This window comes from Curtobacterium citri, assembly GCF_030362955.1.
Lineage (GTDB): Bacteria > Actinomycetota > Actinomycetes > Actinomycetales > Microbacteriaceae > Curtobacterium > Curtobacterium citri.
Genome location: NZ_JAUCML010000009.1, coordinates 42,137 through 64,762, shown reverse-complemented (window position 1 = coordinate 64,762; position 22,626 = coordinate 42,137). Strand labels below are relative to the sequence as shown.

Sequence of the window (22,626 nt, the reverse complement as noted above, 5' to 3'; positions counted from 1 at the left end):
GACGCGGGCGGGGCCGGGTCACCGGTCCATCGAACAAGTATCTCAATGATTGAGATACCCCCCAACAATGGGGGCACACCGCTCCTTGTCGTTCGTACAGTCGCCGAGTAGCTTGATCGCCGTAGTACCAGGCTCCGAAGCGCGACCAACCACCGCGGGTCCGGAGCCGCCACCGATCAGGAACCCCTCTGGAGGACGACCATGTCCCGTGTCACCCCTCGTGCTGCCCGTCTGGCGGCCTGGATCGCCGTGCCCGCCGCCCTCGTGGCGTCGGGCGTCGTCGTCTCGACGGCTTCGTACTCGGCCTTCTCGGCCACCACGTCCACGCCGACCAGCAACTGGACCGCCGGCACCGTCGCCCTGTCGAACGACGCCACGGCCAACACCGCCCTGTTCGCGGCGACGAACCTCAAGCCGGGGTCGACCGACAGCCGGTGCATCACGGTGACGTCGAGCGGGTCGCTGCCGTCGACCGTGAAGCTGTACGCCACGAGCCCGCAGACCACGAGCGTGCTCGCCACGAACACCACGATCAAGATCGAGCAGGGGACCGGCGGCGGCTTCGCCTCGTGCGCGGGCTTCACCCCGGCGGCGACCGGCGGCACGCTCTTCAACGACAGCCTGCCGAACCTCGGCACCCAGGCGACCGGCTTCGGCAACGGTCTCGGCGCGTGGACCACCACCGGCGGCACGAACGAGACGCGCGTCTACCGGGTCACCTACTCGGTGGCCGCGGCGACGCCGAACGCCGCGCAGGGCACGACCGCGTCGATCGGCCTCACGTGGGAGGCCCAGAACAACTAGCGGCGGGCTCGGTACGGTCATGGTCACCATCGCCGTGCGCGGTGGCGCTGCGCCGCACGACGGGCTGCACGACGCCGTCGACTGGGCTCGGGTGGTCGTCGCGACGGCGGCCCGTGCGGTCCTCGCGGCCCTCGTCGGCCTCGCCGTCTGGTCGGCCGCGCCGGCGCTGCTCGGCTGGCACCCGACCACGGTGATGACCGGGTCGATGGCGCCGCGGCTCCTGCCGGGTGACGTCGTCGTCTCGCGCCCTGTTGCCCCGGCCGAGGTCCGGCCCGGGCAGGTGCTGCTCGCCGACGACCCGGACCACCCGGGGCGCCTGCGGATGCACCGGTTCGTCGAGCCCGGCGGCGACGGGACGGTCGTCACGAAGGGCGACGCCAACCCGCGGGCCGACTCGACCCCGATCGAGCGCTCGGCCGTGCACGGGGTGGCCGCCCTCCGCGTCCCGTTCGTCGCGAGTCCGGTCCTCTGGGTCCGCGAGGGGCGGTGGGTCGAGACCGGTGTGCTCACCCTCGTGGTCGTCGCGCTGCTCGCGCTCGCGACCGTCGACGGGGCGCTCCGGCGGCCGGCCGCGCACCGCGCTGCACGTCGTGCCGGGCACGCCGGTCCCGTCGCCGACGCTGCGGTGACCGGCCGGGAGGCACGTGGGGACCCCGACGTCGGCCCGCCGTCCGGCGCGGGTCCCGACCCGAGCCGTCGGTCGCTCCGTGCCGTCGCGCGCACGGGCAGCGGGGCCCGTCGTGACCGGGCCCATCGTGCCGGGGCGGATCGCGGCCGGGCCCAACGTGCCGGGGCGGTCGTGCTCGTCGTGCTCGCCGCGGGCGGGTCCGTCGTGCTGCCCGCTGGTCGGGCGGACGCGGGGCCCTTCGGCCGGGCGACGGCGACCGACCTGCGGCTCACCGCGGCCGTCGTGGCGCCCGCGACGTCGCCGACGTGCGCCGACGCGAGCGGCTCCGTCGTCATCGCGTGGCAGTACGCCGGGGACGACCCTCGGTCGTTCACCCTGTCGGACGACACCGGCGCCGTGCTCGCGACGACCGACGGCAGGGCCCGGTCCGCGTCCGTCCGGCTGAGCAGCGTGCTCGCCCTCGGGACCACCCGGGCGGTCCGGGTGCAGGCCACCGACGCGAGCTCGTGGACCGCCGTGCCGAGCGCGCCCGTGTCCGTCCGGTACTCGTCCCTCGCGGGGATCGGCCTCGGGGACGGGACCAGCTGCGTCCGCTGACCCCGGTCCTGCACCGCGTCCGGCCATCCGCAGGTCCTCCACAGCCCGGCGGTGCCGGTCCGGGGATGTCCCCGGACGCCGCTACCGTGTCGGCATGCGGATCCTGCACACCGGCGACTGGCACCTCGGTCGCACGCTGCTCGGGGCGGACCTGCTCGCGCACCAGGCGACCTTCACCGACTTCCTCGTCGAGACCGTCCGTGCCCGGGGTGTCGACCTCGTGGTCATCGCGGGTGACGTCTACGACCGGGCGATCCCGCCGGTGGACGCCGTCCGGATGCTCTCCCGCACGCTCGAACGCCTGGCCGCGACGGCGACGGTCGTGCTCACGCCCGGCAACCACGACTCCGCCGGCCGGCTCGGCTTCGGGTCCGGTGTGATGCACGACCGGGTGCGGATCCTCGCCGAGCCGACGAGCATCGGCACCCCGGTGCTGCTCACCGACGACGACGGCCCGGTCGCGGTCTACGGCATCCCGTACCTGCACCCCGACCTCACCCGGCACGCCCTCGCCGCGGTGCCGGACGAACCGCTCGCCCGGTCGCACCAGGCGGTCCTCGGCGCGGCGACGGACCGCGTCCGCGCCGACCTCGCGACGCGTCCCGGCACCCGGAGCGTCGTCGTCGCCCACGCCTTCGTCGGCGGTGCGGAACCGAGCGACAGCGAGCAGGACATCCGGGTCGGCGGGGTCGACATGGTCGCCGCGTCCGTCTTCGACGGCATCGACCTCGTCGCGCTCGGCCACCTGCACGGTCCGCAGCGCGTCGGGCCCGACGACCGGATCCGGTACGCGGGGTCGCCGCTGGCGTTCTCGTTCGGCGAGCGACACCAGCGCAAGAGCGTCACGGTGGTCGACCTGGCGGCGGACGGCTCGGTCACGGTCGAGCTCGTGCCGACGCCCGTCCCACGACGGCTCGTCGACGTGCGTGCCACCATCGCGGAGATCGAGTCCGGAGCGCACCGCGCCGACGCGGACGCCTGGGTCCGGGTCGCGGTGACGGACGCCGTGCACCCCGAGCGCATGTACGCGCGGGTGAAGGACCACCTGCCGCACGCCCTCGCGATCACCCACGAACCCGCCGACCGCCCCGAGCGCCCGGCAGCGCGCCCGGTGACGGCGACGTCCGACCCGGTCGAGGTCGCGGCCGACTTCGTCGCCTTCGCCACCGGGACCGCGCCGGACGACGACGACCGGGCGGTCCTGACCGAGGCGTACGAGGCGGCGGCGCTCGCGATGCACGACGACCGGGGGCGCTGATGTACCTGCACCGACTCGAACTCCGGGCGATCGGGCCGTACCCGGAGCTCGTCACCATCGACTTCGCGGCGCTCGCCGCGTCCGGGGTGTTCCTGCTCGAGGGGCCGACGGGCTCCGGCAAGTCGACGATCATCGACGCCGTGGTGTTCGCCCTGTACGGCGGGCTCGCGGGCGAGGGCTCGACCCACGACCGACTGCACAGCCAGCACGCCGACCCGGGTGTCGAGCCCTTCGTCGAGCTCGTCTTCGAGACCGGTGCGGGGGTGTACCGGGTGCGCCGGACACCGCAGTACGACCGCCCGAAGCAGCGCGGGGCGGGGACGGTCCGGCAGCAGGCGTCCGCCCAGCTCTTCCGCCTCGCACACCCGGCGGACGCGATCGGCGAGCCCGTGTCCTCGCGCATCCCCGAGATCGGGCTCGAGGTCACCCGGGTGGTGGGGCTCGACCGCGCGCAGTTCCTGCAGACCGTCGTCCTGCCGCAGGGCGAGTTCGCCCGCTTCCTCCGGTCGCCCGGTGAGGACCGCCGGAAGCTCCTGCAGTCCCTGTTCGGCACGCAGGTCTACGACCGCACGGCCGACGAGCTCGCGGCACGACGGCGTGCGGTGCAGGCCGAGGTCGAGGCTGCCGACGCCCGGGTCCGTGACGCCCTCGCCCGCTTCGCACAGGCGGCGGGGACGGCTGCCGACGAGCAGTCGGCCGCCGACGACCACGCGGTGGCTGACGAGCACGCGGTGTCCGCGACGCTGCACGCGCTGCAGGCCGCGGCGTCGGAGGCCGTGACCCGGCGCGCCAACGCGGTCGCCGCACTCGACCGGGCGCGCGCGCACGAGCAGGACGTCGCCGCGCGGCTCGCCGCCCGCGACCGACGCGCCGCGCTCCTCGCCCGGCGCCGGGAGCTCGACGAGCGGGCTCCCCGGGTCGCTGCCGCACGCGAGCGTCTGGACCTCGCGGAGCGGGCGGCGCGGGTCACCGCCTCCGCCGACGGGCTCGACGCCGCCCGCGCCCGGGCCGCTGACACCGCCGGAGCCGCGTCCGACCTGCGACGCCGCTCGGGCATCCCGGACACGGCGGACGTGGTCGCCCGTCGCGCCGACGTCGCCACGTGCCTCGGAGCGGTGCGGCACCTGGTGCCGGTCGAGGACACGATCGCCGGGCGCCGACGTGCGCTGGCGGACGCCGCCGCACGGGCCGGACGCCTCGCCGAGCGCATCCGCGAGCTCGACGTCGCGCTCGAGGCCCGCCCCGCCGGACGGACCGCCCTGGTCGAGGACGCCCGGGCCGCAGCGACGGCGGCGTCCGACGCCGAGGCCGCGCGGGCCGAGACGGAACAGGTGCGGCAGCTCCGGGCCGACCTCGACGCCCGGGACGCCTCCGTCGCCGCCGTCGCCGCTGCCGAACCGGTCGTCGCCGAGCGGCGTCGGCGTGCGGAGGAGCTCCTCGAGGCGGAGCGGTCCCTGCGCGCCCGTCGCATCGCCGGCCTGGCGGGTGAGCTCGGCGCCGCACTCGAGCCCGGCAACCCGTGCCCGGTGTGCGGCGCGGTGGAGCACCCGGCGGTCGCCGTGCCGCAGTCCGACCACCCCGACGCCGACAGCGTGGAGGCCGCCGCCGCTGCGACCCGCGCCGCCGAGGCCGCCCTGGCCGAGGCCGCGACGGACCTGGCGGTCGAGCGAGCCGCGCTCGAGCGGCTCCGCGCAGCCGTGGGGGACACCGATGCCGCGACCCTGGCCGAGCGGGCAGCGGCGGCAGCAGCGCGGCTCCGCACCGCCCACGACGCCGCCGTCCACGTCGCGGAGCTCGAGGGCCGACGCACCGCCTTCGACGACGAGACGCGGGCGCTCGAGCGCGAGCACCACGCCGTGCAGGCTGACCGCGCGGTCCTGGTGGCCACGAGCGCGGCGGACGAGGACCGGCTGGGGCAGGACGCCGCGGCGGTGGCGGACGCCGTCGACCGAGCCGGGGAGCTGCTGGCCGCCCCGTGGGCGACCACCGACCAGGAGCCGGACGCCGGTGCCGGTACCGGTGCCGGTGCCGTCCCGTCGCTCCGCGCGGCGGTGGAGGCGCTCGAGGCGCTCGTCGCCCGTGCCGACGCCGTGTCCGCAGCGGACGAGCGCGCCGCTGCCGCCGCACGTGCGGTGCTCGAGCGCGAGGTCGAGGTGGCACGGACGCTCGCCGACCACGACTTCGACTCCCTGGAGACGGCCCGGACCGCGGTGCTGTCGACCGAGCAGGCGTCGGCACTCCGGACCGAGGTCACCGCCGCCGAGCGGGAGCACGCCGTGGTCGAGGCAGGTCTCGCCGAACCCGGGGTCGTCGCCGCCGCCGAGGACACCGACGAGGACCTCGACGCCGAGGCTGCCCGGGCCGCACACCGCGCCGCCGTCGAGCAGGCCGACGAGGCCACCCGTGCGGCGGTGAGCGCGACCGACCGCGCCGACGCGAGCGCGCGCTGCGCCACCGACCTCGACCGCGCCGTCCGGTCCCGCGACGCCCTCTCGGCGCGCAGCCGTGCGGTCGTCCGTCTGGCCGACGTCGCGAACGGCGCCGCCGGGGTCAACCCGACCGGCATCACGCTCGGCACCTACGTACTGATGCGCCGCTTCGAGGACGTCGTCGCCGCGGCCAACGACCGCCTCCGTGGCATGCTCGCGGGACGGTTCACCCTCGAGACCTCGGACGAGCGCGAGGCCGGGTCCCGAGCCCGTCGGACCGGTCTCGCCCTCGCCGTCCACGACCACAGCACCGACACCCGTCGTGCACCCGGCAGCCTGTCGGGCGGCGAGACCTTCACGGTCTCCCTCTGCCTCGCGCTCGGGCTCGCCGACGTGGTGCAGGCCGAGGCGGGCGGGGTGTCGCTCGGCACGCTGTTCGTCGACGAGGGCTTCGGGACGCTCGACCCCGAGACGCTCGACGACGTGATCGGGCAGCTCGCGCGGCTCACCGCTGGCGGCCGACAGGTCGGGATCGTCAGCCACGTCGAGGAGCTCAAGCAGCGCATCCCGGAGCGGATCGCGGTCCGGCGCACGCCGGACGGCGGGTCTCGCGTCACGACGACCGTCTGAGCCGGAGCTCCGTCACGACGGTGCTCCGGCAGGAGCCGTCACGGCTACGGCTACGGCGACGGTGTGGCGTCCACCGTGCCGTCGGGCGGCGGCAGGATGTCCGCGGCGATCCACGGGAACACCCAGGTGAAGAGCGCGTAGACGATCACGGCGAGCAGCACGAGCAGCTCGAGGACCTTCAGGGCGGCGGGGCCGGGCAGGATCCGCCAGACGAACGGGAAGATCACTTCGGCGTCTCCGAGAGTTCCTTGGGGGTGCCCTCCGAGACGGGCATCCAGTAGTCGAGCTTGGCGTGCGTGACGTACCGCTCCTTGGCGGACCACATCGGGTGGCACGCGGTGAGGGTGAGCCAGCGGTCCTCGGCGGTCGGCGTGACCCCGGGCTGGTTCGGCACCGGCGCGATCGTCTCGATCTTGTCCGGCGTCACGATCTGCGAGTCGGTGACCTTGTAGACGTACCAGACGTCGAAGTCCTTCGCCTTGTCCGTCACCCGGACGACGATCGGGTCGCCCGGCTTCAGGTCGGCGATCTGGTTGAGCGGCTTGCCGTAGGTCACGCGGTGTCCGGCGACGGCGAAGTTGCCCTCGGCGCCCGGCATGGCGGTGTCCTGGTAGTGGCCGAGGCCGATCGTGTTGAGCACGCGCTCGCGGTCCGTGCCCTCGCCGATCGGGCGGAGGTAGTCCGCGCCGAAGCGGGGGATCTGCATCGTCCCGAACACGTCCGTCAGCTCCGGCGGCTCGGCGAGCACCGGTGCCTCGCCGCGGTGCTCCGAGCCCTCGAGCTTCGGTGCCTGCTTCTGCCCGAGGTCGTCGACGAGCTTGGTCTGCTCGTTCACGGCGACGACGTCGGTCCACCACGCGGTCCACGCGACGTAGAGCCCGGTGCCGGCGCCCGCGATGATGAGGAGCTCGGCCAGCAGTGCGACGAGTGCTCCGCCGACGGACTGGCGACGTCGAGTGCGCCGTGGCGGCCGCTGGTCCTCGGCGTCGCGCTCCGAGCTGCGCGACGGGGCGGTGTCGTGTGCGGTCACGGTGCTCCTGATCCAGGTGGTGGTCGAACAGGTATAGCAGACCACGACGACGAGCCGGTGGGGGTGTGGACGGACCGGGCGGTGCACGGTGCGGCGCTACCGTGGCGGGATGACCACGATCTTCCGCCCGTTCCGGTCCGACGACGCCGAGGCGGTCGTCGCGCTCTGGGAGGCCTGCGGGCTCGTCCGTCCGTGGAACGACCCCCGGCGGGACATCGCGCGCAAGGTCGCCGAGCAGCCCGAGCTCTTCCTCGTCGCGGTCGAGGACGGCGCCGTCGAGGACAGCGCCGTCGAGACCGGCGAGGGCCGCGCGGCGCCGGGACTCGTGGGCGTCGGCATGGCCGGCTACGACGGGCACCGCGGCTGGGTGAACTACCTCGCGGTCCGACCCGACCAGCAGGGGACCGGACTCGGGCGCGCCTTCATGGCCGAGTTCGAGCGACTCCTGACCGACCGCGGCTGCCCGAAGATCAACGTGCAGGTCCGCGAGGGCAACGAGCAGGTGCTCGGCTTCTACGCCTCGCTCGGGTACGCCCCCGACCGTGCGGTGTCCCTCGGCAAGCGGCTGATCGCCGACGACTGAGCGACCTGGGCGAGCGCGCGACCGACCTAGGCGAGCGCGAGACCGACCGAGGCTGCGAACGCCAGCGCGATGCCCGTCCACTGCACGCCGGTGAGCCGCTCGCGCAGGACCACCCCGGCGAGCACGACCGTGCCGACGGGGTAGAGCGCGTTGAGGACGCTGACGACCGGCAGCGTCGCGTCGTCCGTCCCGACGTGCAGCGCAGCCTGGATGCAGGCGTTCGCGAGCGCGTCGAGCAGCCCGCAGGCAACGACGGCGACGACGGTCCGGCGCGACGAGCGCGACGAGCGCGACGAGCGCGACGAGCGCGTGGTGACCGCGGCAGACCGCCCGGGGTGGGCCGTCGTGCCGGGATCCGCCGGGCCTCCCTTCCGGAGCAGCGCGACCACGACCACCGCCGCACCCAGCACGACCGTCTGCACCACCCGCGCGACCAGCAGCGACGCGACCCCGGCGTCGGCCGGTACCGCGTCGTAGGCGAGCACGATCCCGCCGAAGCCGCACCCCGCCACCGCCGCCGTGACCACGCCGGTCACGGTGACCCGTGCGCCGGAGGCGTCCCGCACGGCCGCGACGAGCACCACCGCGACCACCGCGACCACCAGCGCGACCGACGCCGGCACGGACAGCACCGTCCCGCGCACCAGGGCGACCACGACGGGCGTGACGGCCGCGAACACCGCGGTCAACGGCGACAGGACGCTCATCGGGCCGACGGCGAGGGCGCGGTAGAGCAGGAGCACCGCCACCGACCCCGAGACCCCGGCCGCCACCCCGGCGAGGACCGCCTGCCCGGAGAAGCCGGCCCCCACCACCGGCACCCCGGCCAGCAGGGGGAGCAGGCCGACCGCCGCGGCCGCGGCGGCGACGCGCACCGCGCGGACGCGACGCGCGGCGAGGCCGCCGAGGAAGTCGGCGGCCCCGTAGACGACCGCGCCGGTCAGGCCGAGCAGGACGGTGAGCACGGCTCCCATCCTGCCCGGGCCGGTAGCCTCCGGAGCGTGAGTGTTCCGTACCACCGCCTGCCCCGTGTCGATGCCCGTTGGCGCTGGTGGCGCCCGCTGGTCGCCCTCGCGTTCCTCGTCGGGTGGTACGTCGCGAGCCAGGTCGTCATCGCCGTCGCCTACTTCGTGCCGATCGGGGCGTCGCAGGGTGCGGACGGGCTGATGGGCCTGCAGGACGACCTGTCCAGCGGTGCCCTCGACCCGACGGACCCGCTCGTCCTGTCCCTGTCGCTCGTGTCGCTGGTCGTGCTCCTGCCGGGCATCCTGCTCGCGGTGAAGATCGCGCGCGTCGGGCCCGCCGGCATCCTGTCGTCCACCCGCTTCCGGGTGCGCTGGCGCTGGACGCTCTGGTGCCTCCTCCCCACGCTCGTCATCGCGATCGCGATGTTCCTGGTGCAGACGTGGGGCATGTTCTCGTTCGACGGTGGCCTCGGGTGGGACCACGACGCGATCGGGCAGTCGACCGTCTCGCTCGGCACCCTCACCCTGACCATCGTGCTGGTGCTGCTGCTCGTGCCGTTCCAGGGCGCGGCGGAGGAGTACATCTTCCGCGGGTTCCTGATGCAGACCATCGGCTCGTGGATCCCGCTCCGCGTCGTCGGCACGGTCGTCGCCGTGGCCGTCTCGACCGTCGTCTTCGCCCTGCTGCACATCCCGAACGGCTACAACGTGTGGGGCATCCTCGACGTCGGCTCGTTCGGGCTGGTCGCGGCGATCATCGTGCTCCGGACCGGCGGCATGGAGGCCACCGTCCTGCAGCACGCCTTCAACAACATCATGATCTTCGTGCTGCAGGCGCCGGGGTGGTCGAAGATCGACCTCGACTCGTCGAACGGCACCATGGTCGGGTGGCTCATCACGCTCGGCACGTCGCTCGCGTTCTGGGGGATGGTCGAGGTGCTCGCGTCGTGGCGGGGGCTGGACCGCCGCTTCGCGGGCAGCGAGGCACCACGCTTCCGCGGGACCGCGCCGGTCTGGGCGGGTGGTCGTCGGTGGACCCGGCCGGGAGGCACGGGCTGGGACGTCGCGCCGGCGCGCGACCCGGAGACGGCCGGCTCCGTCCCTGTGGACAGCTCCTCGGGTGTCGCTGCCCGCACGTAGGCTGTCGTGTCATGAGCACCACGCAGGCGGCGGCGCCGACCGCATCGCGGGCGGCAGCGCTGTCCTCGTCGCAGGCTGCCGCGCTGGACGTGCTGCACCGGGTGTGGGGCTACGACGACTTCCGTGGTGAACAGGCCGCGATCATCGACCAGGTGGTCGGCGGCGGCGACGCCCTGGTGCTCATGCCGACCGGCGGCGGCAAGTCGCTCTGCTACCAGGTGCCCGCGCTCGTGCGCGACGGCATCGGGGTGGTCGTCTCGCCCCTCATCGCCCTCATGCAGGACCAGGTCGACGCCCTCGCTGCGAACGGCGTCAAGGCCGCGTTCCTGAACTCGACACAGGGGCCGGACGAACGTGCCCGGGTCGAGCGGGCGATCGTCTCGGGCGAGGTCGACATGCTCTACCTCGCGCCCGAGCGCCTGCGGCTCGAATCCACCCGGTCGCTGCTCGACCGTGCGCGCCTGGCCCTGTTCGCCATCGACGAGGCGCACTGCGTCGCGCAGTGGGGGCACGACTTCCGCCCGGACTACCTCGAGCTCAGCGTGCTGCACGAGCGGTGGCCGACGGTGCCGCGCATCGCCCTGACCGCCACGGCGACGCCGCAGACCCACCGCGAGATCTCCGGACGGCTCGGGCTCGACGACGCCGCACACTTCGTGGCCGACTTCGACCGTCCGAACATCCAGTACCGCATCGAGCCGAAGACCGGCGCCCTGCAGCAGCTCCTCACCTTCATCAAGACCGAGCACCGCGGCGACGCCGGCATCGTCTACTGCCTGTCCCGCAACTCCGTCGAGCGCACCGCGGCCGCCCTCGCCGACCAGGGCATCCCCGCACTGCCGTACCACGCCGGACTCGACGCGAAGGTGCGCGAACGCAACCAGTCCCGGTTCCTGCGCGAGGACGGCATCGTCATGGTCGCGACCATCGCGTTCGGCATGGGCATCGACAAGCCGGACGTGCGGTTCGTCGCGCACCTCGACCTGCCGAAGTCCGTCGAGGGCTACTACCAGGAGACCGGCCGTGCCGGACGCGACGGGCTGCCGTCGACCGCGTGGCTCGCCTACGGCCTGAACGACGTCGTGCAGCAGCGCCGGATGATCGACCAGTCCGAGGGTGACGCCGCCCACCGGCGCCAGCTCAGTGCCCACCTCGACGCCATGCTCTCGCTCTGCGAGACGATCGAGTGCCGCCGGGTCCGGCTGCTCGCCTACTTCGGGCAGGAGTCGACGCCGTGCGGCAACTGCGACACGTGCATCGCGCCGCCCGAGCCGTGGGACGGCACCGTCCCCGCGCAGAAGTTCCTGTCCACCGTCGTCCGACTCGAGCGCGAGCGCGGCCAGCGGTACGGCGTCGCGCACCTCGTCGACATCCTGGTCGGCAAGCAGTCGCCGCGGGTGCAGGAGCTCCGGCACGACTCCCTCGCGACCTTCGGCATCGGCAGCGACCTCGGCGAGGGGGAGTGGCGCGCGGTCGCCCGGCAGCTCCTCGCGCAGGGGTACGCGGCGGTCTCCGGTGACGGGTTCGGCACGGTGGTGCTCAGCCCGACGAGCGCCGAGGTCCTCGGCGGTCGGACCCGGGTGCTCATGCGTCGCGACCCCGTGAAGGCCTCCCGGGCGTCGCGGTCGCGACGGCAGCCGGTGACGGACATGCCGCAGGAGGCACTCGGACTCTTCGAGGCGCTGCGAGCCTGGCGTGCGGCGCAGGCCCGCGAGCAGGGCGTGCCCGCCTACGTCGTGTTCAACGACGCGACGCTGCGCGGGATCGCCGCGGTCAAGCCGACCGACGAGGACGCCCTCAGCGAGATCTCCGGCGTCGGTGGCGCGAAGCTCGAACGCTACGGCCGAGCGGTGCTCGACGTCGTCGCCGCGCACGACTGAGCCACTGGATCGCCGGGCATCTGACGCCGATCACGGGTGCATGCCGTTCGGGGCATGTGGTGCTGCGGGCGCTCACTACACTCGGAACCCCTGTCCACGAGGAGGCCCGGGTGTCCGGTTCGACGACGATCACCACCACGCTCAGCCGCACGGTGGTGACCCCGCTCGCGCGACTGCTCTGGCGTCCCCGGGTGATCGGCCGGAAGAACGTCCCGAAGCGCGGCGCGGTCATCCTCGCGAGCAACCACCGGTCGTTCATCGACTCTCCGGCGATCACCCTCCTGGCCCCGCGGAAGGTGTCCTTCCTCGCGAAGCAGGAGTACTTCACGGGCACCGGCTTCCGCGGAGCGGTGTCGCGGGCGTTCTTCGGCGGCATCGGTGCGATCGGCGTCGAACGCGGCGCCGGAGCGGCCGCCCAGCACGCGCTCGACCTCGGGCTCGAGCGCCTGGAGCTGGGCGAGGCCTTCGCGATCTACCCCGAGGGGACGCGGTCCCTCGACGGCCGGCTCTACAAGGGCCGCACGGGCGTGGCCTGGCTCGCCCTGACGAGCGGGGCGCCCGTGGTGCCCGTCGCCCTCACCGGCACGGAGGACGTCCAGCCCGTCGGCTCACGGCTGCCGCGGCTCGCCCGGGTCACGGTCGAGTTCGGCCAGCCGATGGACCTGACGGGCTTCGGGGAGGCGTCCTCCGGTCGGGCTCGTCGGCACGCGACGGACGCGGTGATGGCAGCGATCCAGGAGCTCAGCGGGCAGGAGCCCGCCGGCACCTACAACAACCCGCCCACGACGATCGTCGAACGGGTGAAGCAGGCGCTGCGCCGGGACGACCCGACGCAGGCGGTCGAGCCGGACTGATCGGTCCCCTATTGCACATGCTGCATACCAGTGGTTGAATCGGGGGCGCGTCGGCCGCGTGTACACCTCGGTCGACGGCCCCGGATCCGCCGCCGATCGGAAGGCAGCAGCTTGTCGACCACTCCGCTCTTCGACGCCGTCGCTCGACGAGCCGACCTCGGGGACGACGCCGGAGCGCCGGCGCCCGGCTCCCGGGACGGCACCGGCACCCCGGCGGCCGTCGCAGGCCACCCGGTCGCCGTCGACCAGCTCGCCCTGGTCGAGGCCGTCGCGGGTGCCCTGACCCGTGCGGTGGTCGACGCCGTCGCCGCCGAGGTCGAGCGCATCGCGCGCGAGGGGTTCGTCCGCGCCTGACCGGACCGCCGCCGTGACCACGCACGTGCGCTTGCGCTCGACGTGCGCCCGCGCTCGACGTGCGCCCGCGCTCGACGTGCGCTCCACCGGCAGGCGTAGCGTCGACCGCGCGGCGGCAGGGTGCCGACCGCAGGACGGAGACGCTGGTGCGCGTGACGGTGCTGGGTACGGGGACGATGGGGGCAGGGGTCGCGAAGTCCCTGCTGCGCGAGGGCCACGAGGTCACGGTGTGGAACCGGAGTGCCGACAAGGCCCGACCGCTCGCGGACGACGGCGCCACCGTGGCGACGGACGCGGCCGCGGCGGTCCAGCACGCCGAGGTCGTGCTCCTCACGCTGTTCGACACGGACGCCGTCGTGGACGTCCTCGAGGCCGCCGCGGGTGACGCCCCGACCGACGCCGTGTGGGTGCAGTCCTCGACGGTCGGCACCGACGGCACCGAGACGATCGTGCAGCTCGCCGAGAAGTACGGCATCACCCTCGTCGAGGCCATGATGCTCGGCACGAAGGCCCCGGCGGAGCAGGGGAAGCTCACGATGCTCGCCGCGGGTCCGTCCGACCAGCTGGAGGCGATCGACCCGGTCCTCGACGCCATCGGAGCGAAGACCGTGCGAGCTGGCGAGCGGGTCGGCGACGGCACCGCGCTGAAGCTCGCCGCGAACGCCTGGATCGCCTCGATCACCGCCGCGACGGCGCAGTCGCTGGCGATCGCCCGGGCGCTCGGGCTCGACCCGGCGCTGTTCCTCGACGCGATCGACGGCACCGCGAGCGACTCGCCCTACGCGCACACGAAGGGCGAGGCCATGCTCTCGGGCGAGTTCGCACCGCAGTTCGCCCTCGACGGCCTCCGGAAGGACATCGGCCTGATCGGCGAGGCCGCGCGGGCCGCGGGTGTCTCGACGGTGCTCGTCGACGCGCTCGACCGCGTCTACGCGCAGGCCAGCGCCGAGGGGCACGGCGGCGACGACATCGCGGCGGTCGGCACCGCCTTCTGACGAGCCGGCGGTCCTGCCGATCCGGTCAGGACCGCCGGAACCACCGTCGGACCGCGCCGCTGAGCCGACCGACGGCCTCGTCGTTCATCGTGTTCGCCAGGTCGAACGCCTCGCGGGCCGGGTCGGACCCGTTGCGGATGCGCCGCAGTGCCGCGTCCGCCCGCGCCCGAGCGTCGAGCTCGGCGAGGGGCATGTCGTCCTCGGGATCGTGCTGCGGTGCCCCGGCCGGGCCGCCAGGAGCGCTGCGCATGAGAGCAGGCTACGCGGAACGCTCGGCGTCGTCCTCGTGGTCGACGACCCGCGCCATCTGCTCGAGGAACGTGACGATCACCGACATCTCCGACTTCGGCAGGTGCTCGGCGACCTCGATCGCGCGGGTGTCGAGCTGGTCGATGACCTGCAGCACCTGACGCATCGAACCGCCGGATGCCGTCAGGATCACGCCGCGCCGGTCGTGGGGGTCGGGGTGGCGCTCGACGTGGCCGCTGCGGACGAGCCGGTCGACCAGTGCCGAGGTCGACGCGGGTGTGATCTCGAGCCGGTCCGCCAGCTCCTTCGCGTTCACCGACCGCCCGTCCGACTCGGCGTCGAGGAGCACGCGGAGGGCGAGCAGGGCGTTCTCGCCGATGCCCAGTGCCTCGCGAGCACGTCGTTGCGCGGCGCTCTCGGCGCTCCGGTACCTGCGGAGCGCATTGAGCACGTCCACCGCGTCGACCCTGGAATCCGTGCCGTACCAGAAGCCCGTGGTGGTGTTCGTCACCTCGGTCGTCATGGTGACAATGCTAGACGCTCTAGTTAGTTTGTCTAGCGAGCGCGCCTCGTGGACGACCCCGCAACACCCGTGACGCGGTCCGGAAACACTCCCGCAACGCCCGCTCGGTACCGTCGCCGCATGCAGGAGCCGACGTGCTGAGCCGACTCGCGGGGAGCGTGTTCCACGTCGGGAGCGCGGTGGAGCGGGCGGACGTCGTCGCCCGGATGCTCGACGTGTACGTCGCCCGCCCGGACCCGGCGTCGGGCCACGAGGACGCCGCCGTGTCCGCAGCGCTGCGGTCGGTGCTCGGCGCGGTCCCCTCGACGCGCCGGCAGGACCGGACGACCTCGATCGACTCGTTGGCGCTCGACCGGCACGAACCGGCCTCGATCGCCCACGCGGTCGGTGTCGCGCGGGACCACGCGCGGCGTGCCCGCGAGGTCGTCTCCACCGAGCTCTGGGACTGCCTCGACGTCACCCGGTCGCGGATGCCCCGCAAGGTCGCGGTCGACCGGGCGCACGAGTTCCTCGGGTGGGTCCGGGAGCGCAGTGCCCTCGCGGTCGGTGTGGTCGAGGGGGACGCCAGCCGCGACCAGGTGTGGGAGTTCTTCACCCTGGGCCGGTCCCTGCTCCGCTGCGGTCTGACCGCTCGGCTGCTCGGGTCGTCGCTCGTCGACGCGTCCTCGTCGTCCTCGTGGCAGACCGCACTCCGGGCATGCGGTGCGGGCGAGGCCTTCCGCCGCGGCCGCGACCACGGGACCGAGGCCGAGGACGCCGCGCACTTCCTGCTGCACGACCAGCACAGTCCGCGCTCGCTCGCGTTCCTGGCGGCACGTGCCGACGACTGCCTGACCGACGTCGCGCCCGACTGCGTCGCGGACGAGGTGGACGCCTTCCGCGCCGCCCGCTCGTCGCTCGGACGGGTCGACGTGGCGGCCCCTGCCGACCTCCGCGCGGTCGCCGACCGGCTCGCCGGTGCCGTCGGCGCGGTCGTCGCGGCACTCGACGCGCGGGTCTTCGCGGTCGCGGCGCCCACCCACTGATCCCGCCGCCGACCCGGGTCCGAGCGGGCCGGATCGGCGGATCGACGTGCGCACCGCGGTGGAGCCGCGCACGATGCGGACGGGAGGCGCGTGGCGGCGCCGCACCGCGCCTCCCGTCCGGCGGATGCCAGCCCGCCGCCGCCTCGCCCCGTCGTGCGTCAGACCGCGCTCGAGCGGTCGGCCACCGCCTCGTCGCGCTCCAGGTCGCGCCGCAGTGCCGTGGACGCGCCGGGCGACCCGACGACGGGCACCGCGTGCGTCACGGCGAGGTGCAGGCGCGCGTCGGCGTCGTACCGGAGCCGCAGGTGCTCCCAGCGCACGAGCCAGACGAGGGCGATCGCGAGGGCGACGAACCCCGAGGTGGCGCCGACGCCGATCGCCCACCGCGGACCCCAGGCGTCCGCGACCGCACCGACGATCGGCGCGCCGATGGGGGTCCCGCCGGCGAAGATCGCCATGTAGAGCGCCATCACCCGGCCGCGCATGGCGGGCTTCGTCGTGGTCTGGACGAGCGCGTTCGCGGTGGTCATGAAGGTCAGCGACGCCAGGCCGACGAAGACGAGCACGATCGCGAAGGTCCAGTAGGTCGGGGCCAGCGCCGCCGCGGTGCACGCCACGCCGAACCCGGCGGACGCGACCACGAGGGTGCGCATCCGGGGGCGGTCGCGCCGAGCGGACAGCAGTGCACCGGCGACCGAGCCGATCGCCATCACCGAGTTGAGCAGGCCGAACTCGCTGGCGCCCTTGCCGAACTCGACGCGTGCCATCGTCGAGGTGAAGATCGGGAAGTTCACGCCGAACGTACCGACCACGAAGATCATGCACAGCACCACGACGATGTCCGGCCGGGTGCGGACGTAGCGGAAGCCCGCGACGATCTGCCCCTTGCCGCGCTCCGCCCGGACGCGCTCGGCGAGCTGCGCGGGGTCGACGAACCGCAGCGCGAGCAGGACGGCCAGGAACGACCCCGCGTTGATGACGAACACCCATCCGGTGCCGATCACGGCGATGAGCACGCCGGCGACCGCGGGGCCGACCAGCCGTGCGGCGTTGAACGACGCGGAGTTGAGCGCCACGGCGTTCGCCACGTGCTCGCCCTGCACGACGTCGGAGACGAAGGCCTGGCGGATCGGGGTGTCGAACGCGGCGACGATGCCGAGCGCGAGGGCGAAGCCGTACAGCGACCAGAGCGTGGCCGTGTCGGTGAGCACCATGATCCCGAGGCCGAGCCCGAGTGCACCCATCAGCCCCTGCGTGAGCATGAGCATCTTCCGCCGGTCGAAGCGGTCCGCAGCCAGGCCGGTGAGGGGGAGCAGGAGCAGCTGCGGCCCGAACTGCAGCGCCATGGTGATGCCGACCGCGATCGCGTCGTTGTCGGAGAGCTTGGTGAGGACGAGCCAGTCCTGGGCGGTGCGCTGCATCCACGTGCCGACGTTGGACACGAGGGCACCGGCGAACCAGATGCGGTAGTTGCGGGCGGACAGGGATCGGAACATGGCGCTCACTGCTGGGCCAGCCTCCTCATGATCTCGGTGGCGTCGGCCAGGGCGCGGCGCTCCTGGTCGGACAGTGCGGCGAGGCGCGGGGAGAGCCAGTCGTCGCGGCGGCGCCGGGTCTCCTCGACGAAGGCGGAGCCGGCGGGTGTGGCGGCGAGCAGGACCTTGCGGCGGTCGTCGCCGTGGTCGTCCTTCGACACGAGACCGCGGTCGACGAGCACCGCGACCGACTTCGTCATGCTCGGCGGGGTGACGCCGTCCTGGCGGCTCAGCTCGGCGAGCGTCATGGCCCCGTCGCGGTGCAGTCGGGCGAGGGCGGAGAACTGCCCGTCGGTCATGCTCGCGTCGGCCTTCTGCGCGCGGAGCGTCCGCGACAGCCGGTTGACGGCGATGCGGAGGTCGGTGGCGAGGGAGGTGTCGGGCACGATCGTCAGCCTAACTCATTAGTTCGGTGAACGAACTGGGTGTGCACGGGTGTACTCTCGTAGAGCAACAGGTGTTGCTTTCAGCACGTTCGACGAGGTCGTCGAGGAAGAAGGAGAACATGTCCGAGTTCGAGGGCAGGGTCGCGATCGTCACCGGTGGCGGCAGCGGCATCGGCGAGGCCGTCGCGAAGGAGCTCGCGGCCGCGGGTGCGTCGGTCGTCGTCACCGACATCAAGCTCGACGCCGCCCAGCGCGTGGTGTCCGAGATCGAGGGTGCCGGCGGCACGGCCTCGGCGTTCGAGGCCAACTCCGCGGTCGCCGCGGACAACGAGCGCATGGTGCAGCACGCCGTCGACACGTACGGCGCCCTGCACCTCGCCGTGAACAACGCCGGCATCGGGGCCGCGCCGAAGCCGATCGGCGAGTACGACGTCGAGGCGTGGGACCGCGTGCGTGCGGTCGACCTCGACGGCGTCTTCTACGGGCTCCGCTACGAGATCCCGGCGATCCTGGCCGCGGGTGGCGGTGCGATCGTGAACATGGCGTCCGTCCTCGGGTCGGTCGGCATCGCCCAGAACGCCGCCTACGTCGCGTCGAAGCACGCGCTCGTCGGCCTGACCAAGGTCGCGGCGCTCGAGTACACCGCCCAGGGCGTCCGCACGAACGCGGTCGGCCCGGGCTTCATCGACACCCCGCTGGTCCGCTCGTCGCTGTCCGCCGACGAGCTCGCGGCGCTCGAGGGCGAGCACGCCGCGAAGCGCCTCGGCACCGACGCCGAGGTCGCGGCGCTCGTGCTGTTCCTGCTCAGCGACAAGGCGTCGTTCATCAGCGGCAGCTACCACCTGGTCGACGGCGGGTACAGCGCGCACTGACCGCGGTCGGGCGTGCCGGGTCGTTCCGGGCGTACCTGGGCGCGTCGCACGTCCCGGGGCGCTCCGGGCGTACCTGGTCGGTCCGGGCGTGCCTGACGGGAACGTGCCTCCCCGGTCGCGTTGCGCGTGCCGGGTAGGAGCGGGCGTACCTGGTGGGAACGGGCGTAGCTGGTCAGCACGATCGACCGGGTACGCCCGTTTCCGCTTTCCATCGCAGGCGTTATTGGAAAGAACGGGCGGACGGGAGGCGCGGCGCAGCTCGAGCGCGCAGCCTCGCCAGCATGGACGCTCCGAGCCTCGCATCGCGCAGGGCCCTCCGGGTCGCTTCGGGCGTACCGGGTGGGAACGGGCGTCCCTGGTCAGCACAGTCGACCAGGTACGCCCGTTCCCGCTCTCCATCGCGGGCGTGATGGGAAGCAACGGGCGGACGGGAGGCGCGACCAGCGTCCCCGACGGCGGGAACGCTGGTCGCGCCTCCCGTCCGGGCGTGCGCTCGCGTCGAGCGCTCAGGCCGCGTCGGGACCGAGGATCGCGTCGTGGGGGAGCAGGGCGTGCACGCCCCACGTGCGGTTCGCCACCTGCGTCACCCGCATGCTGACGGCCACGCTGGCCATCGCCAGGGCCTCGGCGCGGGAGATGCCGTACGACCCCGCGATCCAGTCGACCATCCGGTCGAGGGCCGTCGTCGTGGCGGCGTTGAGGTCCGCGTCGAACCCGAACGTGATCCTCCCGGCGGGAGTGTCGGCGTGGATGCCCGCGACCGGGGCGTCGTCGAGGAGCGAGAGCGTCATCGTGGTCGTCATGCCGCACTCGACCGCGGTGCCCGAGACCTCGCCGTCGCCCTGCGCCGCGTGGCCGTCGCCGACGGACAGCAGGGCGTCCGGCACGGTCACCGGCAGGTACAGCGTCGCGCCGGCGACGAGCTCGCGGCAGTCGATGTTGCCGCCGCCCACCGCCCGGGGCGGGATCGTCGAGTGCTCGCCGGTCGGCTCCGGCGGGAGTCCGACGACCCCGAGGAACGGTGCCGTCCGGACGCCGAGCCCGAGCTGGTTGCGGGCGACGCCGGTGGCCGCGTCGACGTCCCAGAGCAGTGGGCCGCGGGACGTCGGGTCCGCGAGCCCGAGCGCGCGGTTCAGCTCGGTGTCGACACCGCCGGAGCCGGTGTAGCCCCAGTCGTCCGGCACCAGGGCGTCGAAGCGGACGGCGAGGACCTGTCCCGGCCGGGCGCCCGTGACGGCGATCGGGCCGACCAGGCAGTGTCCACGCCGCGGGTCGACGAGGGTGGGGGCGTCGGCGCCCGGGGACGCCTGCCGCTCGGTGTAGCCGGCGGCGCTCAGGGTCCGGACCGTCACCGTGTCACCGTCGTCGACGCGGAGCACGGGCTCGCGTTCGGCGGTGAGGACGTCGATGGCGGTGTCGAGCGAGGCGTCGATGCGGTGGGAGGTCACCCGTCGATCCTCGCAGGACACCGCCCGTGACGGGCAGGCGGTCAGTGGAACTGCGGGATCGTCAGCCAGATGCCGTACAGGACGGCTGCGACGCAGAACGCGAAGCACACCACGGCGCCGACGATCGCGGCCGGCGGCGTGTGCCCGGACCGCGGAGTCTCGTCGCGGTACTCGGTGCGTTCGCCCCCGGCGTCGACCGGTTGCCCCGTCCCGAGCAGCCGCAGCCCGAGCGTGTAGACGAGCACCACGCCGACGGCGGCGACGAAGCCGACGCCCGCGACGATGCCGATGCTGCTGAGGTCGATGTCCACGGTGCCTCCTAGGCGGAGACCGGCTCGGCGGCCGGCTGCTCGTCGTTGACGGTGTCCTTCGTGATCGGCTTCCGCCGCGCGAGGAGGAAGAAGCCGAGGCCGCCGCCCAGGGCGAGCACGGCCACGACCACCAGACCGATGGTGCTCGTCGAGGCGACGAGGGTGGCGAGCGCGCCGACCACGGCGGCGGCCGGCAGCGTGATCACCCAGGCGACGACGATGCGTCCGACGACCGACCAGTGCACGTCGGCGAGCTTCTTGCCGAGGCCCGAGCCGATCACCGAGCCGCTCGTGACGTGGGTCGTCGACAGGGCGAAGCCGAGGTGCGACGACACGAGGATCGTCGCCGCCGAGCTGGTCTCCGCGGCGAAGCCCTGCGGCGACTGCACGTCCGAGATCTTCTTGCCGACGGTGCGCATGATCCGCCACCCGCCGGTGTACGTGCCGAGGCCGATCGCGAGGCCGCAGGCCAGGATCACCCAGAGCGCCGGACCCGTGCCCGAGGGCTGGTAGTTCGCCGCGATGAGCGTCAGGGTGATGACGCCCATGGTCTTCTGCGCGTCGTTGGTACCGTGCGCGAGCGAGACCAGCGACGCCGAGATCGTCTGCCCGTGTCGGAAGCCGGTCGCGGCGCCGTGGGTCGTGGCGTTCTTCGTCAGCGAGTACGCCAGGTACGTCGCCACGAGGGCGATCCCCCCGGCGATCACGGGGGAGAGCAGCGCGGGGAGGACGACCTTCGACACCACCGTCGCCCAGTCGACCGAGTTCAGCCCGGCGCCGATGATCGACGCGCCGATCAGGCCGCCGAACAGCGCGTGCGTGGACGACGACGGCAGGCCGAAGTACCAGGTGGCGAGGTTCCAGAGCACCGCGCCGACGAGTCCCGCGAAGATCATGGTCGGACTGATCTGGATGCCGTCCTGGCCCTCGCGGATGATGCCCTGCGAGACCGTCTTCGCGACCTCGGTGGACAGGAACGCGCCGACCACGTTGAGGACGGCGGAGATGAGCACGGCGGTCCGGGGCTTCAGGGCTCCGGTGGCGACCGAGGTGGCCATGGCGTTCGCGGTGTCGTGGAAGCCGTTCGTGAAGTCGAACACGAGGGCAACGACGATCACCAGCACGACGGTGACGAGGACGTCCATGGCGGCGACGCTAGGCCCGCCCCGGACCCGCTGCGTGAACGCCGGGTGAACACGTCCGCGGGGTCGTCCGTCTGTCAGGATGCAGAGGTGCCGACCTTCTCCGCAGCCCGAGGGGACTCCTCGTTCACCGACGCGCACGGCGTCGAGATCGTCTACTCGACCTGGCGCGCGGCCAGACCGAGGGCCGTCGTGCAGATCGCGCACGGGGTCGGCGAGCACGGCGTGCGGTACGAGCCCCTCGCGCAGGACCTGGTCCGCGCCGGCTACACCGTGTACGCCAACGACCACCGCGGACACGGCCGGACCGGACTCGGACAGTGGGACGGCGACCACACGAAGCTCGGGCGGCTCGGCCCCGGGGGTCTGCGAGCGGCCATCGCCGCCGTCGAGCAGATGACCGCGGTCGCGCGCGAGCAGGACCCCGGCATCCCGCTCGTGCTGCTCGGGCACTCGTGGGGGTCCCTCATGGCGCAGCACGTCGTGAACACCTCGTCCGAGGCGTACGACGGGGTCGTCCTGTCCGCCACGGCCTACCGGCTCCCCGGCTGGATGAACAGCGGCGACCTCAACGCCCGGCACGCGGGGTCGGGGCCGACGAAGCACGAGTGGATCAGTCGCGACCGGGCGGTCGTCGACGCGATCGCCGCCGACCCGCTGGTCGTCGAGGCGGACGTCATCAAGCTGTTCGGTGTCCGTGACGCGCTCCGGTTGCTCGGTGTCCCGAGGCGGGCGATCCCGCACGACCTGCCCGTGCTCCTGCAGGTCGGGTCCGACGACACCCTCGGCGGGCCGCGGTCGATCGAGCGGCTCGCGGCGGCGTACCGCCGGCGCGGCGGGCTGTCGGACGTGCAGGTGCACGCCTACGAGGGGGCGCGGCACGAGGTCTACAACGAGACCAACCGCGACGAGGTCATCGCCGATCTGATCGCGTGGCTCGACCGCCACGTGGGTCGCTGACGCGGTCGTCTCTCCGGATCGGGTCGGT

23 protein-coding genes are annotated in these 22,626 nt (G+C 73.6%); 13 read left to right on the top strand and 10 right to left on the bottom strand.

Going from position 1 to position 22,626, the window contains the following annotated elements; all coding sequences use genetic code 11:
* Nucleotides 1–201: 201 nt before the first annotated feature.
* From QUG92_RS13375 to QUG92_RS13360, 4 genes are all read left to right on the top strand, one after another.
* On the top strand, nt 202–804 hold the full coding sequence (locus QUG92_RS13375) for a M73 family metallopeptidase (protein ID WP_289459398.1): 603 nt from the start codon (nt 202–204) through the stop codon (nt 802–804).
* Nucleotides 805–823: 19 nt separating this feature from the next.
* Nucleotides 824–2,029, top strand: a complete 1,206-nt coding sequence (locus QUG92_RS13370) for a S24/S26 family peptidase (RefSeq protein WP_289459397.1) — start codon at nt 824–826, stop codon at nt 2,027–2,029.
* A gap of 94 nt (nt 2,030–2,123) precedes the next feature.
* Complete coding sequence (locus tag QUG92_RS13365) at nt 2,124–3,287, top strand: metallophosphoesterase family protein (RefSeq protein ID WP_182047178.1); 1,164 nt, start codon at nt 2,124–2,126, stop codon at nt 3,285–3,287.
* The gene (locus QUG92_RS13360) at nt 3,287–6,346 is read left to right on the top strand and encodes an AAA family ATPase (protein WP_289459396.1); all 3,060 of its coding nucleotides are present in this window, start codon (nt 3,287–3,289) and stop codon (nt 6,344–6,346) included. The genes QUG92_RS13365 and QUG92_RS13360 overlap by 1 nt, the downstream gene beginning before the upstream one ends.
* A gap of 50 nt (nt 6,347–6,396) precedes the next feature.
* Here the strand turns inward: QUG92_RS13360 and QUG92_RS13355 are convergent, their stop codons facing one another.
* Together QUG92_RS13355 and QUG92_RS13350 are read right to left on the bottom strand one after the other, a co-directional pair.
* Complete coding sequence (locus tag QUG92_RS13355; protein WP_182047193.1) at nt 6,397–6,573, bottom strand: hypothetical protein; 177 nt, start codon at nt 6,571–6,573, stop codon at nt 6,397–6,399.
* Nucleotides 6,570–7,376 carry a class E sortase gene (locus QUG92_RS13350; RefSeq protein ID WP_289459395.1) on the bottom strand — a complete coding sequence of 269 codons (807 nt, stop codon included), beginning with the start codon at nt 7,374–7,376 and terminating at the stop codon, nt 6,570–6,572. Before QUG92_RS13350 ends, QUG92_RS13355 begins: the two co-directional genes overlap by 4 nt.
* A 109-nt stretch (nt 7,377–7,485) precedes the next feature.
* On the opposite strand from QUG92_RS13350, the gene QUG92_RS13345 reads away from it, so the two are divergent.
* Nucleotides 7,486–7,959 carry a GNAT family acetyltransferase gene (locus tag QUG92_RS13345; protein ID WP_289459394.1) on the top strand — a complete coding sequence of 158 codons (474 nt, stop codon included), beginning with the start codon at nt 7,486–7,488 and terminating at the stop codon, nt 7,957–7,959.
* Between the two features lie 26 nt (nt 7,960–7,985).
* Here the strand turns inward: QUG92_RS13345 and QUG92_RS13340 are convergent, their stop codons facing one another.
* Nucleotides 7,986–8,924, bottom strand: a complete 939-nt coding sequence (locus QUG92_RS13340) for an EamA family transporter (RefSeq protein WP_289459393.1) — start codon at nt 8,922–8,924, stop codon at nt 7,986–7,988.
* 36 nt (nt 8,925–8,960) lie between these two features.
* Between QUG92_RS13340 and QUG92_RS13335 the strand changes: the two genes are divergently transcribed.
* From QUG92_RS13335 to QUG92_RS13315, 5 genes are all read left to right on the top strand, one after another.
* The gene (locus QUG92_RS13335) at nt 8,961–10,064 is read left to right on the top strand and encodes a CPBP family intramembrane glutamic endopeptidase (RefSeq protein WP_289459392.1); all 1,104 of its coding nucleotides are present in this window, start codon (nt 8,961–8,963) and stop codon (nt 10,062–10,064) included.
* Nucleotides 10,065–10,075: 11 nt separating this feature from the next.
* Entirely contained in the window at nt 10,076–11,944 is a 1,869-nt protein-coding gene (recQ, locus tag QUG92_RS13330; protein ID WP_289459391.1) for a DNA helicase RecQ, read from the top strand.
* Between the two features lie 110 nt (nt 11,945–12,054).
* The gene (locus QUG92_RS13325) at nt 12,055–12,798 is read left to right on the top strand and encodes a lysophospholipid acyltransferase family protein (RefSeq protein WP_182047173.1); all 744 of its coding nucleotides are present in this window, start codon (nt 12,055–12,057) and stop codon (nt 12,796–12,798) included.
* A gap of 111 nt (nt 12,799–12,909) precedes the next feature.
* Complete coding sequence (locus QUG92_RS13320) at nt 12,910–13,152, top strand: hypothetical protein (protein ID WP_289459390.1); 243 nt, start codon at nt 12,910–12,912, stop codon at nt 13,150–13,152.
* A 152-nt stretch (nt 13,153–13,304) separates the two neighbouring features.
* Nucleotides 13,305–14,147, top strand: a complete 843-nt coding sequence (locus QUG92_RS13315; RefSeq protein ID WP_220456237.1) for an NAD(P)-dependent oxidoreductase — start codon at nt 13,305–13,307, stop codon at nt 14,145–14,147.
* Nucleotides 14,148–14,172: 25 nt separating this feature from the next.
* On the opposite strand, the gene QUG92_RS13310 is transcribed toward QUG92_RS13315, so the two are convergent.
* Both QUG92_RS13310 and QUG92_RS13305 read right to left on the bottom strand, forming a co-directional pair.
* On the bottom strand, nt 14,173–14,397 hold the full coding sequence (locus QUG92_RS13310) for a hypothetical protein (RefSeq protein ID WP_141718917.1): 225 nt from the start codon (nt 14,395–14,397) through the stop codon (nt 14,173–14,175).
* Between the two features lie 9 nt (nt 14,398–14,406).
* Nucleotides 14,407–14,919, bottom strand: a complete 513-nt coding sequence (locus tag QUG92_RS13305) for a MarR family winged helix-turn-helix transcriptional regulator (RefSeq protein ID WP_069712473.1) — start codon at nt 14,917–14,919, stop codon at nt 14,407–14,409.
* Nucleotides 14,920–15,053: 134 nt separating this feature from the next.
* On the opposite strand from QUG92_RS13305, the gene QUG92_RS13300 reads away from it, so the two are divergent.
* Nucleotides 15,054–15,944 (top strand): alpha-E domain-containing protein, encoded by an 891-nt coding sequence (locus QUG92_RS13300; protein WP_182047171.1) that lies wholly within the window; start codon nt 15,054–15,056, stop codon nt 15,942–15,944.
* Nucleotides 15,945–16,102: 158 nt separating this feature from the next.
* Here QUG92_RS13300 and QUG92_RS13295 read toward each other — a convergent pair whose 3' ends face one another.
* Both QUG92_RS13295 and QUG92_RS13290 read right to left on the bottom strand, forming a co-directional pair.
* Entirely contained in the window at nt 16,103–17,449 is a 1,347-nt protein-coding gene (locus tag QUG92_RS13295; RefSeq protein WP_182047170.1) for an MFS transporter, read from the bottom strand.
* A complete protein-coding gene (locus QUG92_RS13290; RefSeq protein WP_289459389.1) occupies nt 17,446–17,865 on the bottom strand; it encodes a MarR family winged helix-turn-helix transcriptional regulator in 420 nt (139 codons plus the stop codon). Before QUG92_RS13290 ends, QUG92_RS13295 begins: the two co-directional genes overlap by 4 nt.
* A 119-nt stretch (nt 17,866–17,984) precedes the next feature.
* Between QUG92_RS13290 and QUG92_RS13285 the strand changes: the two genes are divergently transcribed.
* Complete coding sequence (locus QUG92_RS13285; protein ID WP_069712477.1) at nt 17,985–18,737, top strand: SDR family NAD(P)-dependent oxidoreductase; 753 nt, start codon at nt 17,985–17,987, stop codon at nt 18,735–18,737.
* A 506-nt stretch (nt 18,738–19,243) separates the two neighbouring features.
* Here QUG92_RS13285 and QUG92_RS13280 read toward each other — a convergent pair.
* Genes QUG92_RS13280 through QUG92_RS13270 form a run of 3 tightly spaced genes read right to left on the bottom strand, consistent with a single transcriptional unit; the run spans nt 19,244 to nt 21,641 of the window.
* Nucleotides 19,244–20,185: an acetamidase/formamidase family protein gene (locus tag QUG92_RS13280; protein WP_289459388.1), complete on the bottom strand. Its 942-nt coding sequence runs from the start codon at nt 20,183–20,185 to the stop codon at nt 19,244–19,246.
* A gap of 41 nt (nt 20,186–20,226) precedes the next feature.
* Nucleotides 20,227–20,496, bottom strand: coding sequence for a hypothetical protein (locus QUG92_RS13275; protein WP_069712479.1), 270 nt, complete (start codon nt 20,494–20,496; stop codon nt 20,227–20,229).
* A gap of 8 nt (nt 20,497–20,504) precedes the next feature.
* Entirely contained in the window at nt 20,505–21,641 is a 1,137-nt protein-coding gene (locus QUG92_RS13270) for an inorganic phosphate transporter (protein WP_289459387.1), read from the bottom strand.
* A gap of 87 nt (nt 21,642–21,728) precedes the next feature.
* On the opposite strand from QUG92_RS13270, the gene QUG92_RS13265 reads away from it, so the two are divergent.
* Complete coding sequence (locus QUG92_RS13265) at nt 21,729–22,598, top strand: alpha/beta fold hydrolase (protein ID WP_289459386.1); 870 nt, start codon at nt 21,729–21,731, stop codon at nt 22,596–22,598.
* Nucleotides 22,599–22,626: the final 28 nt, after the last annotated feature.

What these genes read in the sequence shown, in the direction of transcription:
- QUG92_RS13375 (WP_289459398.1), top strand. Translation starts at nt 202, where the DNA reads ATGTCCCGTGTCACCCCTCGTGCTGCCCGTCTGGCGGCCTGGATCGCC.
- QUG92_RS13370 (WP_289459397.1), top strand. Translation starts at nt 824, where the DNA reads ATGGTCACCATCGCCGTGCGCGGTGGCGCTGCGCCGCACGACGGGCTG.
- QUG92_RS13365 (WP_182047178.1), top strand. Translation starts at nt 2,124, where the DNA reads ATGCGGATCCTGCACACCGGCGACTGGCACCTCGGTCGCACGCTGCTC.
- QUG92_RS13360 (WP_289459396.1), top strand. Translation starts at nt 3,287, where the DNA reads ATGTACCTGCACCGACTCGAACTCCGGGCGATCGGGCCGTACCCGGAG.
- QUG92_RS13345 (WP_289459394.1), top strand. Translation starts at nt 7,486, where the DNA reads ATGACCACGATCTTCCGCCCGTTCCGGTCCGACGACGCCGAGGCGGTC.
- recQ (WP_289459391.1), top strand. Translation starts at nt 10,076, where the DNA reads ATGAGCACCACGCAGGCGGCGGCGCCGACCGCATCGCGGGCGGCAGCG.
- QUG92_RS13310 (WP_141718917.1), bottom strand. Translation starts at nt 14,397, where the DNA reads ATGCGCAGCGCTCCTGGCGGCCCGGCCGGGGCACCGCAGCACGATCCC.
- QUG92_RS13305 (WP_069712473.1), bottom strand. Translation starts at nt 14,919, where the DNA reads ATGACGACCGAGGTGACGAACACCACCACGGGCTTCTGGTACGGCACG.
- QUG92_RS13285 (WP_069712477.1), top strand. Translation starts at nt 17,985, where the DNA reads ATGTCCGAGTTCGAGGGCAGGGTCGCGATCGTCACCGGTGGCGGCAGC.
- QUG92_RS13270 (WP_289459387.1), bottom strand. Translation starts at nt 21,641, where the DNA reads ATGGACGTCCTCGTCACCGTCGTGCTGGTGATCGTCGTTGCCCTCGTG.